The 15,802-nt window shown below is 30.3% G+C and carries 12 protein-coding genes; 4 read left to right on the top strand and 8 right to left on the bottom strand.

Annotated elements, in window-relative coordinates:
• Positions 1–7: 7 nt before the first annotated feature.
• The 3 genes from NZD85_RS09290 to NZD85_RS09280 all read right to left on the bottom strand — a co-directional run bounded on the left by NZD85_RS09290 (position 8) and on the right by NZD85_RS09280 (position 4,673).
• Positions 8–1,741, bottom strand: coding sequence for a hypothetical protein (locus NZD85_RS09290; protein WP_260541559.1), 1,734 nt, complete (start codon positions 1,739–1,741; stop codon positions 8–10).
• 13 nt (positions 1,742–1,754) lie between these two features.
• Positions 1,755–2,906, bottom strand: coding sequence for an ABC transporter ATP-binding protein (locus NZD85_RS09285; protein ID WP_171623404.1), 1,152 nt, complete (start codon positions 2,904–2,906; stop codon positions 1,755–1,757).
• A 576-nt stretch (positions 2,907–3,482) separates the two neighbouring features.
• Positions 3,483–4,673: a phosphoglycerate kinase gene (locus NZD85_RS09280; protein ID WP_260541557.1), complete on the bottom strand. Its 1,191-nt coding sequence runs from the start codon at positions 4,671–4,673 to the stop codon at positions 3,483–3,485.
• A 541-nt stretch (positions 4,674–5,214) separates the two neighbouring features.
• On the opposite strand from NZD85_RS09280, the gene rpiB reads away from it, so the two are divergent.
• Together rpiB and asnA are read left to right on the top strand one after the other, a co-directional pair.
• Complete coding sequence (gene rpiB / locus NZD85_RS09275) at positions 5,215–5,655, top strand: ribose 5-phosphate isomerase B (RefSeq protein ID WP_171623402.1); 441 nt, start codon at positions 5,215–5,217, stop codon at positions 5,653–5,655.
• A gap of 224 nt (positions 5,656–5,879) precedes the next feature.
• Positions 5,880–6,884: an aspartate--ammonia ligase gene (gene asnA / locus NZD85_RS09270; RefSeq protein WP_171623401.1), complete on the top strand. Its 1,005-nt coding sequence runs from the start codon at positions 5,880–5,882 to the stop codon at positions 6,882–6,884.
• 133 nt (positions 6,885–7,017) lie between these two features.
• Here asnA and NZD85_RS09265 read toward each other — a convergent pair whose 3' ends face one another.
• Positions 7,018–7,815 carry a glycosyltransferase family 25 protein gene (locus tag NZD85_RS09265; RefSeq protein ID WP_171623400.1) on the bottom strand — a complete coding sequence of 266 codons (798 nt, stop codon included), beginning with the start codon at positions 7,813–7,815 and terminating at the stop codon, positions 7,018–7,020.
• 278 nt (positions 7,816–8,093) lie between these two features.
• On the opposite strand from NZD85_RS09265, the gene rnr reads away from it, so the two are divergent.
• A complete protein-coding gene (rnr, locus tag NZD85_RS09260) occupies positions 8,094–10,253 on the top strand; it encodes a ribonuclease R (RefSeq protein ID WP_260541555.1) in 2,160 nt (719 codons plus the stop codon).
• Positions 10,254–10,294: 41 nt separating this feature from the next.
• Positions 10,295–10,978: a LysE family translocator gene (locus NZD85_RS09255; protein WP_260541554.1), complete on the top strand. Its 684-nt coding sequence runs from the start codon at positions 10,295–10,297 to the stop codon at positions 10,976–10,978.
• Between the two features lie 63 nt (positions 10,979–11,041).
• Here the strand turns inward: NZD85_RS09255 and NZD85_RS09250 are convergent, their stop codons facing one another.
• From NZD85_RS09250 to NZD85_RS09235, 4 genes are all read right to left on the bottom strand, one after another.
• On the bottom strand, positions 11,042–11,548 hold the full coding sequence (locus NZD85_RS09250; RefSeq protein WP_260541553.1) for a hypothetical protein: 507 nt from the start codon (positions 11,546–11,548) through the stop codon (positions 11,042–11,044).
• A 296-nt stretch (positions 11,549–11,844) separates the two neighbouring features.
• The gene (locus NZD85_RS09245) at positions 11,845–12,897 is read right to left on the bottom strand and encodes an alkaline phosphatase family protein (protein WP_260541551.1); all 1,053 of its coding nucleotides are present in this window, start codon (positions 12,895–12,897) and stop codon (positions 11,845–11,847) included.
• A gap of 54 nt (positions 12,898–12,951) precedes the next feature.
• Positions 12,952–13,959, bottom strand: coding sequence for a glycosyltransferase family 9 protein (locus tag NZD85_RS09240; protein ID WP_225540657.1), 1,008 nt, complete (start codon positions 13,957–13,959; stop codon positions 12,952–12,954).
• The gene (locus tag NZD85_RS09235) at positions 13,940–15,790 is read right to left on the bottom strand and encodes a monovalent cation:proton antiporter-2 (CPA2) family protein (RefSeq protein WP_260541549.1); all 1,851 of its coding nucleotides are present in this window, start codon (positions 15,788–15,790) and stop codon (positions 13,940–13,942) included. Before NZD85_RS09235 ends, NZD85_RS09240 begins: the two co-directional genes overlap by 20 nt.
• Positions 15,791–15,802: the final 12 nt, after the last annotated feature.

Below are 15,802 nucleotides of genomic sequence, written 5' to 3'. Positions count from 1 at the left end.
TTTATTTTTATTCTTCTGGCATGGCTTGCCATTTTTTGTAAAGATTAATAATGAAATAAAAACTTATCGCAAATAAGATTGGATTAATAAATAGAAAGATTTCTGATAATTTTTGCAACATCAATAATTCATTATTTGTTTGTCTCAAATCATAAATTCCAATTCCTGAATTAGGATTATACAACATTTCTGCTCGAATATCGGTGTAAAAACTCAACATTGCAATAGCGATAAAGATATTTGTCGCAACAAACCAATTTAGATTAACACCTGTTAGAACTTTGTATTTTTTGGAACGCAATCCTAAAATTATAATCACAATAAATGCAATGTAGAAAAACAATAAAATAATGTAGGGTGTATATTTTGTGTGACCAATACTCGCATCAATAGAAATTCCGAAAACACTTCCAAGAATTCCTAAGATTCCTGATCCAATCAAGGAAATTAACCAAACTTTGAACGAACTAAATCTAAACGAAATAACAAGAACAGTAAAAATTAAAGCGGTTAACAAATAGTGCTGAATATGATTTAACCAAGTGGATTGATATTTCGAAAACTCAATGTTTTCATATACCCTGTTCAAACTATCTTGGTTTATGTAATCTTTTTGCTTTCTGTTTTCGTCTTGGTATGAATTAATATAATCAAGTTTATGATCAATAAAATAATAGGGATATTGAGGAATATAATCGATCCATTTTTTATGTTTGAACTGATAACCAATTTCTTGTTTTTTGAGTAAATCAGTATAATTATTCAATAAATTTTCAATTTCTTTACGATCATTTTTTTGTAACAAAGCCATCCATTGTTCATCGTAAAATTGATGATTAAAAGTTGAATCTTTCGGGTTTTGGAATGTTAAAAAACTATAGTTGTATAAACTCGCTAAATTGTAATAAACGTTTGGATTTTCAGTAGTTGAAACTTGTGCTGAAACAGAATCTATAGCATAAACTGGTTCTGAAGCTACATAAGTAGCTTCCATCGCTGGATTATATTCATTAGATTTTACTTTGAATAATGGTTGATATATTTCATTAAAAATAATTTTAGAATAACTTTTACGTTGAGGAAAATGATTTGCTAATAAAGTTTCAAATTCTGGGTTTCTAAAATAAGGTTTTAAAAAAGCATTATACGAATATGTCGGATTTTCTCTTAAATATTCCTTTTTGTTTATTTCATACAATTCCTTTGTTTCTTTTTCTGAAACCAACGAATCAAAAACAGAAACAGGCAAATTTCTCGAATAATTATCATAACCAAAAGTTGGTTGTAATGCAAAACCTTGCGCACGGTTGATGACATCAATATCTTTCAAATATTGTTCTTCTGACATATAATTTGAAACGCGTAATTTCAATCCAGTTTTAAACGAATTTGGAACATACATCATCAAAAAGAAGATGAAGAAAACAGCTAAAAACTCTTTGAACAAATAGTTTCTTGAAGTTGGATAATTTGATTTGAAACGATTATTTTTAAAATAAAAGTAATGCCAAATAACCGTAATTAATACACCTATTAAAATATAAAAAAATATAGTTCCTGAATTGAAAAAGGTTTCATATAATGCACTTTCTTGTAGTTGAGATTTTTTATTGAAAAATAAAAAACCATTGATAAATGCAATAAGATTAAAAATAAATACAGTTAGTAAAATCCAAATAAATTTCAGATTCCAAATCAACGGATATTTTGTTATTAAAGTTTGATTTATTTTTTTAAACATAATTTATTTAGTTTTAATTGACAAAAAAGCGACGACTTGACTTCGAAATATCTCTGATGTATTTTACTTTTAAGGTTGATTTTCCTATTTCTGATAGAATATTATTTATCGAAATTCCCTTATCAAAATAAGCAATATACGAACCTCCGTTAAATTTGATTTGCTTAATTTCAATACCCGATAAAGCTGTTAATAACTCTTCTTTTGTATTATCAACATCTATTTCAACAATCGTAAATTCTCCTTCCAAATCATTTGTATCTCCTTGTATTTTAAGTTTTCCTTGTTCTAAAAATAGAACCTCTGTAGATACTTTTTCAACTTCATACAATTGTTGAGAACTCAATATAACACCAAATGGATTTCGGATAGATTGCGATAAAAACTTCAAATCTTCCAGAATAATTTGTTGTGCTAAAATATCCAAATTAGCCAAAGGTTCGTCTAACAACAAAACTTTTGGACGACGCAATAATGTTCGCGCCAGCTCGAATCTCATTTTATAACCAGACGACAATTGTCGCCATTGCAAATCTTTGTAAGACCAAAGTCCCAAACGAGCCAACATTACATTGGCCAACAACCAATTTTCTTCGCTATAAATATCATAACAGCTTAATGTAAATTGCAGATTTTCCATCAACGAACCGTACAAAACTTCGATACGTTGCGGTACATAAACTAACTTCGTTTTCAGTTCGTAACTAAACGATTTTGCTGTAGAAAATTGGTAATTGATATCACCAGCAGTCGGTTTTAGTTCGCCACAAATCAAACGCAATAAAGTCGTTTTTCCATTTCCATTTTCACCAACCAAACCAACAACTTCTCTCGATTTGAGATCAAATGTTATGGGATGAAGTTTAAAATTTCGACGATGATATGCTTTTTCAACATTGTTCGTTGAAATCAAAATTTCCTCATTTTGATAAGCTGGAGGAGTCGCTTGTTTTAACTTTTCAACAAGTTCTAATGCCTTAGTTTTTTTATGATCGTTGGTTGATTTTTCGTCGTAATATAAATCTGAATACGAAATAATCTCTTTGTAAAAAGATATTTTATCCAAATCCAAGACACAATCAATCAAGCGTCGATATCCCAAATCGAGATCGTTATGATTCAAATGATTTTCTACTTCGTTTAGGCGTTGGTTAAATTCATTCATAAACTGAAAATTAGTTCATTACGAATATAACAAAGCTTTATTTCAAATAAAATAGCTAATTGTAGTTATATTTCAATTTCAACATTTTTTGATAAACTATCTTAATTACTTTTTAATTCATTTAAAATGAATAATTTATAATTAACAATTTTAGTATAATTGACTTATTTAAATTCAAAAAAATGACTTATTCACAAGTTTTAATAAACTACGTTTATAAGCTTTTAATTTATTTAAATACAATCATTTACTATTAACAAAATAGTATAATTCTATCTTACAAACAATTATTTGATAACTCAGTTAAAAAGTAGTTAATTTATTCATTATAAATATATTACTATCAACAATTATCAAAACTGATTTTTTTTAGAATCACATTGTGAAAAGATGTTGAGATTTCTCAATACTTTGAAATGTCAGAAATTTAATGTCATTCAAAAAAATATTATTCTGAACGAAACGATAGTAAAGTGAAGAAGCTACTCATGAAAAAGTAAAGTTCAATGAATTCAAAAACATAAAAAAAGCCGAGCAAAAGCTCGACTTTTATTTATGTTGAAAAAATGTTGTTTCTTAATTTAGAATTGCAGCAACTCCTGGTAATTCTTTACCTTCAAGTGATTCTAACATTGCACCACCTCCAGTTGAAACGTAACTCACTTTGTTGTCGTAACCAAATTGTTTTACGAAAGCAACAGAATCTCCTCCGCCAACTAAAGAGAAAGCGCCATTTGCTGTAGCTTCTGCAATTGCATCACCTAAAGCAACCGTTCCTTTTGCGAAATTTGACATTTCAAAAACACCTAAAGGACCATTCCAAAGTATTGTTTTCGAATTTTTAATCACTTCTGCATTTTGTTTGATTGTTTCATCAGCAACATCCATTCCCATCCATCCATCAGGAATCTCACCAACTTTTGTCACTTGTGTATTCGCTTCGTTACTAAAATTATCAGCAATCAAATTATCGATTGGCAAATATACTTTTACGTTATGTTTTTCACATTCAGCTAAAATTTCTTTCGCTAAATCTAATTTATCGTCTTCAACCAACGAATTTCCAATTTTTCCTCCATTCGCTTTAACGAAAGTATATGTCATTCCTCCACCAATAATCAAGTTATCAATAACTGGTAAAATATTGTTGATAATTGTAATTTTAGAAGACACTTTAGCTCCTCCAAGTATCGCTGTTACAGGTTTTTCACCATCAGCTAACACTTTGTTAATAGCTGTTAACTCTTGTTCCATTAACAAACCAAAACATTTATTTTCTGGGAAAAAATCTGCAATAATTGCTGTAGAAGCATGTGCACGATGTGCTGTTCCGAAAGCATCATTCACGTAAATATCTCCAAATTGAGCCAAAGCTTGTGCAAAATCTTTGTCACCAGCTTCTTCTTCTTTGTGGAAACGGACGTTTTCTAATAATACAACTTGGCCTGATTTTAGATTATTAACTTTTTGTTTTGCATCATCGCCAATAACGTCATTTGCAACAATTACATCAACGCCAAGAATTTCTGAAACTTTAGAGGCAATGTGTTTTAATGAATATTTATCATTGAATTCTCCTTTTGGACGTCCCAGATGACTCATTAAGACAACTGCTCCACCATCTTTCAATACCCTATCGATCGTTGGTTTGGCAGCTCTAATTCGTGTATCATCGGTAACATTTAAGTTTTCGTCTTGTGGAACATTGAAATCTACACGGATTAATGCTTTTTTATTTTCGAAATTGTAGTCGTTGATTGTTTTCATTTTTTGCTTTTGAAATTTGTACTTCACAAAAGTAATCAAAGTTTCATTTTCGCACTTAAAATCATTCAATACAATTTTCAACTATTAACAATTCATATATATTATAATAGATTAATTAATTTTTAAATTTTAAAAAAAAGAAAAATGTTACTACTATTAGCACTGTTAATATGTGGATAACTAAAGTGAGATAAATTTTATTTAATAGCAATTAACAAGCTATTATTCGTAATTTTGTTTTGTAATGAAAGAGTTAGATCAGCTATCAACAATTAATCATTTTGGTTGATAAACAACTTTTGTTAAAAAGAAGTTTTGTGAAAACTATCAATAACCGTGTGCAAATCTTTTGTGCCAAAATGAAAACTTTCACTTGACTTGTATTGATTTATTTCTAATTGATTTTTTGAATCAGATTTCCAAATTTTTGTGTCGAAAAGTTATTAGTTTTATTCAATCATCTTTTAACAAGTTGTTACTTTTACTTAACGTTTGATTTACAATTATTTAAAACAAAAAACAAAAAACACCTGTTAATTAAATGAAAATTGCAATCGGAGCGGACCATGCTGGGTTCGATTATAAGGAGAAATTAGTACCCTTTTTAACAAGTCAAGGATTTGAGGTTGAGGATTTTGGAACGTTCTCAACAGCAAGTGTTGATTACCCTGATTTTGCACATCCAACGGCACAAGCTGTAGAAGATGGAAAAGCAGATTTCGGAATTTTGATTTGTGGTAGTGCGCAAGGCGTTACCATAACTGCAAATAAACACCAAGGAATTCGTGCTGCATTGTGTTGGATGACGGATATAGCTCGTTTGGCTCGTCAACACAATAATGCAAATGTATTGACTTTGCCTGCTCGTTTTATTGCGTATGAATATGCAGAAGAAATTGTGAATACATTTTTAGCAACAGAATTTGAAGGTGGTAGACACCAAGGACGTGTAGATAAAATAGCGTGTTCTTGTAACGGATAATTTTATATAGGTACATATAAGATAAAAAATCGGTCAATTCGTAAGAGTTGATAGATTTTTATTTTAAATATTAAACCTAAAATAATTTATAAGTTTAAATATTAAATAATAATTAATAAATTACATTTGTAATTAACTATTTTTAAACTAATTTAAGTCAATAGTAAATTTTATATAAAAAGCTGTTCTATTTTTACACCCAGAAAGAATTTAAAGATTAAAAGATGAGCAGAGCATTATTACTTCGAGAACAAGCAATTTCTTATGTTAAAGAAGAATTCTCTAAAGGATTACAAAAAGAATTAAACATAATTCCTGTGTCAGGACCATTGGTAGTTTTGGATGGTACAGGAATTAATGATGATTTGAATAGTATCGAAAGACCTGTAAAATTTCCGATTAAATCTTTAAATGATCAGCATGCTGTAGTTGTACATTCTTTGGCTAAATGGAAACGTATTCGTTTGAAAGAGTTGGAGATAGAACCAGGAGAAGGAATTATAACAGATATGCGCGCATTACGCCCTGATGAAGATTATTCGCCAATACATTCTATTTATGTGGATCAATGGGATTGGGAAAAAGTAATTGTTCCTCAAGACCGTCAGTTAGCTTATCTTTTCCAAACAGTTGAATCTATTTACAAAGTAATTAAAGAAACAGAACAAGGTGTAGAGGCTAAGTATCCTCGCTTAAAAGCAATTTTACCAGATAAAATTACGTTTATTTCATCAGAAGATTTGTTACAAAAATACCCAACATTTACTCCTAAACAGCGAGAAAATGCAATTTGTAAGGAATTTGGAGCGGTGTTTATTTATGGGATTGGAGGTGAACTAAGTAACGGAGAATTACACGATTCGCGCGCTGCAGATTATGATGATTGGAGTACTGAAAATAGCGAAGGTTTTAAAGGTTTGAACGGTGATATTTTAGTATGGAACCCAATTTTGGAAACTGCTTTTGAACTTTCTTCGATGGGAGTTCGTGTAGATAAAAAAGCATTGACTAAACAACTGGAGATTAGAAACTCAACAGACCGTAAAAACTTATTATTTCACTCGATGTTATTAGACGATCAATTAACAGAATCCATAGGAGGAGGAATTGGTCAATCTCGTTTGTGTATGTTTATGTTAAAGTCGCGTCACATCGGCGAAGTACAAGCTAGTATTTGGGATGGTAAAGTAAAAGAAAAATTAAAAGAGGAAAGTATCGAATTACTATAAATAGAAAAAGCAGTTTCTTAAGTTGAAACTGCTTTTTTTAGGTTTTAAGATAGCATTAACATTGTTTATAACTGTTGATAAGCATTGTTAATTTATTGTTTTTAAATGTTATATGATTGATGCTGATTGTTAATTAAGAAATGCGTTTGTTTTTCTTTGCGATAAAACTATCATAAAAATTTCTGAAACCATGATGCTTAATTAAATAGAGATATTTGGGAAAAATTCGATTTACTTCATAAATCAATTGTCTTGGAAATTTTGATTTTCTTAACGATCTATCAATTTGAATTTGAGTTTCTACTGGCGCAGGTTTAACAAGTGATGGAAGAATATTATAAATTCTTAAATCAAATTCCCACGCATGTTGCAAATCACAGTCAATAGGTCGTTTGATTGTTGGTAAAGGATTTTTAATTTTGGCTAAAAATTTTTCTGCAGCAAAACGAGTCCAAATCGCAGCAATCGTTGTAATCGGAATACTTGTTCCGCAAGCCGCCAAAATATGTTTTTCGTCTATTTCTGCTATCTTAATGTGTTTTCTTTTTCCGTTAAATAACTTCAGAACATCCCATTGATGTTTTTTGGGAAGTTGGTGATACATCGAAAGAGAGTTCTCTATAACAGATTTAAAATCATCCGCCATTATGGCGTCATCTTCAATAATAACGGCAAATTCGTTTTTGGAAGCCAAGAAAACTTCTAATGTTTTGACATGACTTAAATAACAACCAATTTCTCCAGGAACCAAATCACGATCATATTTGTTATCCACTTTATAAGTAGTAACATCCATGGTTTTAGCATCTACAGCAGAAATTCTTTCGTATGAAACAGCACATTTATCGAATTCGTTTTGCATTAATTTCAATCGTTCTTCTGCACGATCTAAATTAATCAAATAAGTTTGATATAAAGGTTTAGTATCCATTCAATTAATAATCTTGTCAAAAATAACTTTTTTGGCTCAATTTTCGCAATAAATCGAAGTGTTAAAAGTAATCTTATCTTTTATGTAACATAGAATTGGCTGTAAATTGTTATTTTAGAAAAAGGATATATTACCTTTGCAGTGGTTATGTTGTTTATTAACATCTTATCAATAGTTATTAAAACTGAATTAATAATCAATGAATTAAGATGTTTATTTATTAACTATTTTAAAATAAATCTCGAAAATAAATCAAGAGATTTTACAGAAAACAAATTATGCCAAGAAAAAATTTTAAAAATACAAAGGCGAAAAAAGACAAAAACATAACAAAGTTTACGAAGTCTATCATCGAAGTTTTATTTCAAAATCCAAATAAACCTTTAAATTACAAACAAATCGCAGCAGCTTTAAATTTAACGAATCGAATTGATGTCGAATTATTAATCAAAAATTTGAATGTTTTATTAGCTGATAAAAAAATAACTGAAGTCGAAAGAGGAAAATACAAGATTAATGCAACCAATGATTATATGGTTGGAATTGCCGATTTAACTTCTTCGGGAAGTGCTTACATTGTGATTGATGGTTTGGAACAAGATGTTTTTGTACAAAAAGGAAAAACAAAAAATGCCTTAAAGGGCGACACAGTTCGTGTTTATGTTTATCCTAAAAAGAACAAAAATTCTTCTCGTGCAGAAGGTGAAATTGTTGAAATTGTAGAACGTAATAAAACAGAATTTACTGGAATTTTCGAATTAGGAAAAAACGGAAATTTTGGATTTGTAACGATGCAAAATGGAAATCACGATTTTTTTATTCCAAAAGAGCGTATTAATGGAGCTCAATCAGGAGAAAAAGTTGTGGTTCGTTTAACGAATTGGCCAGAAGGTTCTAATTCTCCGTTTGGAGAAGTTTCTAAAGTTTTAGGAAATCCAGACGATACAGATGTTGAAATTCATGCAATTTTATTTGAATATGATTTACCAGCTAAATTTCCGGAAGAAGTAGAGGAAGAAGCAAATCAGTTGGATACAACTATCGGAGAAAATGAAGTTGCCCGTCGCCGAGATATGCGAAATGTAACAACATTTACGATTGATCCGAAGGATGCAAAAGATTTTGATGATGCTTTATCTATACGTAAATTGAATAATGGAAATTGGGAAATTGGTGTGCATATTGCCGATGTCACACATTATGTTCGTCCAGGTTCGTTAATCGAGCAAGAAGCTTACAAACGTGCAACTTCTGTTTATTTAGTTGATAGAGTAGTACCAATGTTACCAGAAGTTTTGTCGAATGTTGCCTGTTCTTTACGTCCAAACGAAGATAAATTTACCTTTTCAGGAGTATTTGAAATGGACGACAATGCGAAGATTGTAAACACGTGGTTTGGTCGAACTGTAACGCATTCGGACAGACGTTTTACATACGAAGAAGCACAAGCTATTATCGAAGGAGAAGATGGAGATTTTAAAGATGAGATTTTAGCTTTAGACCGTTTAGCGAAAACAATGCGCCAAAAGCGATTGAAACATGGAGCAGTTAACTTTGATAAAGTTGAAGTAAAATTCGATTTGGATCAAGCGCATAATCCACAAGGAATTTTCTTTAAAATTTCGAAAGATTCGAATAAACTAATTGAAGAATTCATGTTGTTATGTAACCGAAAAGTTTCAGAATTTATTAGTTTAGATAAAAACGGCAAAGAGAACTCGAATACTTATATTTATCGTATTCACGATGATCCAAACCCAGATAAGTTACTAGATTTAAAGAATTTTATTCGTCAGTTTGGTTACGAATTAGAAATTGGAGATCGTAAAACAACCATCAATTCGATGAATAAATTGTTAGCTGATGTAAAAGGCAAACCAGAAGAAAATATGGTTGAGACTTTGGCAATGCGAACAATGGCAAAAGCTAAATATACAACAGAAAATATAGGACATTACGGTTTAGCATTCGATTATTATACTCATTTTACGTCGCCTATTCGTCGTTATCCAGATATGATTGCACACCGTTTGTTACAAGATTATTTGGATGGTAAAAAATCGCCATTAGCTTCTACCTATGAAGAGAAGGCAAAACATTGTTCTTCTCGTGAGAAAATTGCAGCAGAAGCCGAAAGAGAATCGATTAAATACATGCAAGTTAAATACATGGAGCAATTCGTAGGTCAAACTTTTGATGCGTTTATTACAGGAGTTCAGGATTATGGAATATTCGTTGAAATTCCAGAAACTCGTTGCGAAGGATTAATCAGATCGCGTGCGATGAAAGGTGATCATTTTGTTTTTGATGAAAAAAATCATGCCTTAGTTGGAAAACGTACACGAGTTAAATATCAATTAGGAAGCCCAGTTAGAATCAAAGTTTTAAGTGCAGATTTAATTAAGAAGCAATTAGATTTTGAATTGGTTGATGCTTAAGTTTCATAATTTAAACTTATCTTGCAGACCTTAATTAAGTTATGGAAATAATATTTTCGGCCATACTAATAGGTTTTTTATTGAGTACAATCCTTATTGGACCAGTATTTTTTTTGCTTATCGAAACAAGTTTACGAAGAAGCTGGAAAACCGCTGTAGTATTGGATTTGGGAGTAATAGCTGCGGATATTCTATGTATTGCTGCTGCTTATTTTGGGAGCAAAGATTTTGCAGATTATGTGACAAGCCATCCTAGATTTTATCGCATCTATATCATTGCTGGTTTCTTTGTTTTGATTTATGGAATTTTTATGTATTTCTCTAAACCTAAACTACATATAGAAGGTGAAGCAGGATTTGTAACCAATAATTATATGAGGACTTTCATCAATGGATTTATCATGAATTTATTGAATATTGGTGTGATTGTTTTTTGGTTTGTAATTGTTTCTTCAATCATGATTCAATATCCAAATCCAAGAGATTTTATGCTGTATATGGGCGTTGTTTTGACGACCTATTTTGTAATAGATTTGGGTAAAATATTTTTGGCAGGGAAGCTACAGAAACGTTTTACCGATCAAAAAGTATTTATGGTGCGAAAAGGAGTTGGTATTTGTCTATTAATCTTTGGACTAATTATCATTCTGAAAGGTTTCGGATTCTTTAAAGAAATTGATCAAAAGATAGAGAATCAGCTCATTAATCAAGAACAAACAAGTTAGAAATATAAACTCCCATCAAATTTTTTGATGGGAGTTTTTACTTAACATAAAAGGTGTTATAAATTATTCTTGAGGTTCAAAAGAAGTAACGGTTTTAGTACAATCACCAAGACAAGATGTACAAGATTTTTTATTTGCAGCTGGAACACAACCGTTAGTACCAGCACACGCTTTACTTGTACAAGAAATACCTCCAACTAATAAAGAAATATTTCCATTATTATTACTTTCTTCTAATAAGGTTGTTGTTACTAAACCATTGTCAGATAAACTTCTTAAATAATATGAATTATCAATATTAATAATCTTAGATTCGTTATAAGATAAACTATTTTCATTAACAGGATCTATAAGATTTTCTATACCTTTATTAATAGATGCCTTTGATACTAATAAATTAATCTTACCGTCTTTAATATTTGCAATTTTCCCACCCACAATTGAATTTTCAATCTTTGCATTTGCGTCAGCTTGAGAAATATCTTCATTTTTACTATCATCAGAAGAGCAACTAAAAACGATAAATGAAAGTAAAAATAAACAAAATGTTTTTAAGTAATGTTTTTTCATAAGTAGTATTTTTAAGTGTTATATATTTATAAATATATAAAATAATATCCAATATTTAATTAAAAACAAAATAAATAATATTAAAATTTATGAAAAACATATTAAAAAGCCACTTAAAACAGGTAAATCTCTAATAAAAGTAATCTACTAAACATAATTAGTATTATCTACCAATATTTTTTAGGTTAAAACGTTGGTTTACTGAAAGTGCCGTTTTGAATAAATTATTTCAGTTAGAAAAACACGCTGGAGACCGCATTTTACCGTTGGAATCGGATATTCAAAGCAGACAAATCTTACTTCAATAACGACTTTCCAGAATCCTTATAATTCCATGTTTTTACTTTCATTAAATCAGCAATTGTAGAGGCAATTTGATTGAGATAAGTTTGTTTCTGTTTGAATTTTTTAGGATTAATCCCATTTCCAATCATCAATATAAAACCTTCGTCTGATCCAAGAATTTCATCATAATGTTCTGACCATTGTCTTCCATTTCCACGTCCGTGATCAGTTGTTACAATAATAGTTGTTTGATCTTTATAGAATGGATCGCTTTGTACATAATTCCATAATTCCTCAATCATTCTATCATTGCGGTTTATTGAAGTAATATATTGATCGTAATCTTCATCATGTCCAAAATCATCAGGCTCACCATATCCTATAAAAAGTAAATGAGGTTTTTGATTTTTCATAGCTTCTAACGCATATTCATGTGTAAAGATATCGTAACGAGTGTTTTGCCAAAGTTTTGGTGTTAAATCTTGTAATTTATTTAAATAAAGTTCTTTTCCAGTAGGTTTTGGATTAAAACTATGTTGATAACCAGAATTGATTAATAGCTTTGATCGATTCTGATTGAATATATACGTAAACATTTTCCAGCTTCCAACTACCATAACTTTTTGATTATAAGTCGGAATGTTATTTACATATTCAAAAATTGAAACATTAGGATTTAAAATATCATCGTTGTTAATAATGTTAATATCATCATGTTTTCCAGTAATAATTTCATTATAACCAGGATACGACCAAAGTGGTTTATTCGTTAAATTGACATGATTTTTTTCGTCTCTGTTTCCTAGAATAACACCTTTTTTTGCAATATAGTTCCATGTAAAAGGCATTAATAATTTTCTACGTTGTAGAGAATCTTCAACAAAATATTTTTCTTTATGATAATTCATTGAAGAGGTAAAATTTGGACGATTAATTAAGTATTTATCAGCACCACGAACAACTTCTTTCCACCTTACTCCATCCATAGTTATGACGATAACTTTTGGTTCTTGTGCAAAAAGAAAATTAGAGAATAAAGCAACAATAAGAAATGTATATTTCATATAATTTTTAATATCTTATAAAAATAGAAAAAGCATCTTAATGATGCTTTTTAATTATAGATTTTCTAGTCTTTTAACAATTTGTAGATAAACATCTTCTGCACTTAAATTTTGAAAATAATCAAAATTTTCAAAACCTTTTGGATCTTTGCCAAAGATAGAAGTTGGTCGACATTTTAACGTTTCATCCTGAATCACATCTTCCATAGCTTGACCATAACCCAAAAATCCTGCATAAGGATGTGTTCCTCCCCATATAGAAATTGTGCGTGTTCCCATCAATGAAGCTAAATGCATGTTTGCACTATCCATTGAAATCATCGCTTCTAATTTTGCAATGGCTTGTAATTCTTCTTCAAAAGAAACGGTTCCAGCTAAAGAAGTGATATTATGATTGAATTTTTCCCAACTTTTTAATTCGTCTGTTTCAGTTTTTCCACCACCAAATAGATAAATTTTATACCCGTTTTCGGCTAAATTCTTCGTTACGATTTTCATCTTTTCAATTGGATACATTTTACTTGTAAATGCAGCAAAAGGCGCTATACCAATCGATTTTGGTTCTTTGATTGATTTTGGTTTGATGTGATGTGTTAAATTGAGTTTAAAACCGAGTTGACGCAAAACATCTGCATAACGTTCAGTTGTTAATTTTAATTGCTTAAAAACTCGATTTTCTTGATGAACCAATGCTTTTTTTTCAGCACGTCCTTTGTCTAAAGTTGCTGTTTTGGTTCCATTTAATCTAAATAAAGCGGTAATAATTTTTGATCTAATAACGTTATGAAAATCAGCAACATAATCAAAATTATGTTTTTTTAAATCATGGTATAATTTGAACAAGCTAAAAAAGCCTTTGTATTTGTTGTTTAAATCAACCGGAATAAATTTGATCTGCGGAAATTGTTTGAAAATATTTCCCATAAACGGACGCGAAGCAACATAGACTTCAATATTTGGATTTTGTTGAATAAATTCCTGTAAAATAGGAGCGATCATCGTTACATCACCCAAAGCAGAAAAACGTAAAACTAACAGTTTCTTACGATTCGTTTTCTCCATGATTTCTGTTGTTAATTTCTTTTGCAACCATTTTCATTTGTTTCTCAAATTCTTGCTTTGAAGCTTCAAAATATTGATCTGAATTTTCGGCGTGTTTTGCGATTTTTCGCAATGATTTACGATCACTTTTAATAAAAATTTCTCCAACTTTAGCAGCTTCATCATAAGTGAAACCATATTTCATTAGAATTTGTCTTCCTACATAAACAGATGAGAAAAAGTTTTCTCTGTACACTTCATTCAACCCATCTTTTAAATAATTGTAGGCATAACTACGGTTTTTTGCACGAACAATAATTTCGAGATTTGGAAAGTTTTTTCGAACGATATATACCAATTTTTGATTGATTTCTGGTGGATCTAAAGCGGCTACAAAATATTTAGCATGTTCGGCTCCAGCAGATTTTAATAAATTAATATTTGTTGCATCACCATAAAAGACATTAAAACCTTGCTTGCGCATTTTCTCTACACGCTCACTATCATTATCCAAAACAATCGATTTTATTCCAGTGCTTTTTAAAACTCGGCTTATGGTATTCCCAAAATCACCAAAACCTGCAATAATAATTTCTCCGTCAGCAGAATTTGGCATTATTTTATCGTTTTGAATAATGGTTTTAACTTTTGTTTTGACTCCAAAATATTTTAGAATTAATTTTTCATTTAATACCAAAAGTAAAGGCGTGAAAACCATTGTAATGGCCGTTGTAGCCAACATCATATCATACCATTCTTTGCTTAAAATATCTAAATTTCGAGTTAATGCTAAAATTACAAAAGCAAATTCTCCGACTTGAGATAATAATAAAATGAACAACCATTTTTGATCAAAATCAAATTTGTGTTTGATTCCAATTAGCCATAAAACCAAAGATTTTATTAACATAATTCCGAATGTTAATCCAAGAATCATAAATGGTTTATCTGCAATTAATTTGAAGTTTATTGTTGATCCAACTGCAATAAAAAAGATTCCTAATAACAATGATTTAAACGGCTCGATATCACTTTCTAACTGATGTTTATATTCATTATTTGCTAAAACTACACCAGCGATGAAAGCTCCTAAAGCAGGTGAAATACCTACTTTTTGCATTAAAACTGAAACGCCAATTACCAAAAGTAACGCAGATGCTGTATAAATTTCACGTACTTGCAACTGTCCAACATATTTGAAATAAGGTGTAATAATATAGCGACCAATTACATAAATAAAAGTAATCGCTCCTACAATTACCAAAGTTTTCATGAAGGCTGGACCTCCAACAAGTAAGCTTTTTGAATCGTCTCCGATTGATTGTATGAGCGAATCTCCAACCAAAAGCGGAATGATCGCTAGTATTGGAATAACCATTATATCTTGAAATAAAAGTACCGAGAATGTCGACTTACCAATACTAGTTTTGGTCAATCCTTTTTCGCTAAGTGTTTGCATAATTATCGCAGTAGAAGACATCGTTACAGCAAATGAGATGGAAAGAGCCAAGGGTAAATTCATTTTCAGCGCAAAAACTCCAACTAATGTTGTAATTAGAATTGTTCCCAAAACTTGCATTCCTCCTAGGCTGATGATTTTATCTTTCATCTTCCAGAATTCTTTCGGATCAAGTTCTAATCCTACAAGGAAGAGCATCATTACTACACCAAATTCTGTTGCATGCATGATATCTGCTCCATCATTACCTACAAATTTTAGGACATAAGGTCCAATTAAAACACCCGCAATTAAATATCCTAAAACCGAACCCATACCAAGTTTTTTAGAAATCGGTACGCAGATTACAGCTGAAAATAAAAATATAAATGCTTGTCCAAGAAAATCGTCCATTATTTTAGGTTG

This window comes from Empedobacter stercoris (assembly GCF_025244765.1).
Lineage (GTDB): Bacteria > Bacteroidota > Bacteroidia > Flavobacteriales > Weeksellaceae > Empedobacter > Empedobacter stercoris.
The sequence above is the reverse complement of the archived record's forward strand: the minus strand, read 5'-3'. Positions and strand labels throughout refer to the sequence as shown.

Coding starts and splice junctions, on each gene's coding strand:
- NZD85_RS09290 (WP_260541559.1), bottom strand. CDS start 1,741: ATGTTTAAAAAAATAAATCAAACTTTAATAACAAAATATCCGTTGATT.
- NZD85_RS09285 (WP_171623404.1), bottom strand. CDS start 2,906: ATGAATGAATTTAACCAACGCCTAAACGAAGTAGAAAATCATTTGAAT.
- NZD85_RS09280 (WP_260541557.1), bottom strand. CDS start 4,673: ATGAAAACAATCAACGACTACAATTTCGAAAATAAAAAAGCATTAATC.
- rpiB (WP_171623402.1), top strand. CDS start 5,215: ATGAAAATTGCAATCGGAGCGGACCATGCTGGGTTCGATTATAAGGAG.
- asnA (WP_171623401.1), top strand. CDS start 5,880: ATGAGCAGAGCATTATTACTTCGAGAACAAGCAATTTCTTATGTTAAA.
- NZD85_RS09265 (WP_171623400.1), bottom strand. CDS start 7,815: ATGGATACTAAACCTTTATATCAAACTTATTTGATTAATTTAGATCGT.
- rnr (WP_260541555.1), top strand. CDS start 8,094: ATGCCAAGAAAAAATTTTAAAAATACAAAGGCGAAAAAAGACAAAAAC.
- NZD85_RS09255 (WP_260541554.1), top strand. CDS start 10,295: ATGGAAATAATATTTTCGGCCATACTAATAGGTTTTTTATTGAGTACA.
- NZD85_RS09250 (WP_260541553.1), bottom strand. CDS start 11,548: ATGAAAAAACATTACTTAAAAACATTTTGTTTATTTTTACTTTCATTT.
- NZD85_RS09245 (WP_260541551.1), bottom strand. CDS start 12,897: ATGAAATATACATTTCTTATTGTTGCTTTATTCTCTAATTTTCTTTTT.
- NZD85_RS09240 (WP_225540657.1), bottom strand. CDS start 13,959: ATGGAGAAAACGAATCGTAAGAAACTGTTAGTTTTACGTTTTTCTGCT.
- NZD85_RS09235 (WP_260541549.1), bottom strand. CDS start 15,790: ATGGACGATTTTCTTGGACAAGCATTTATATTTTTATTTTCAGCTGTA.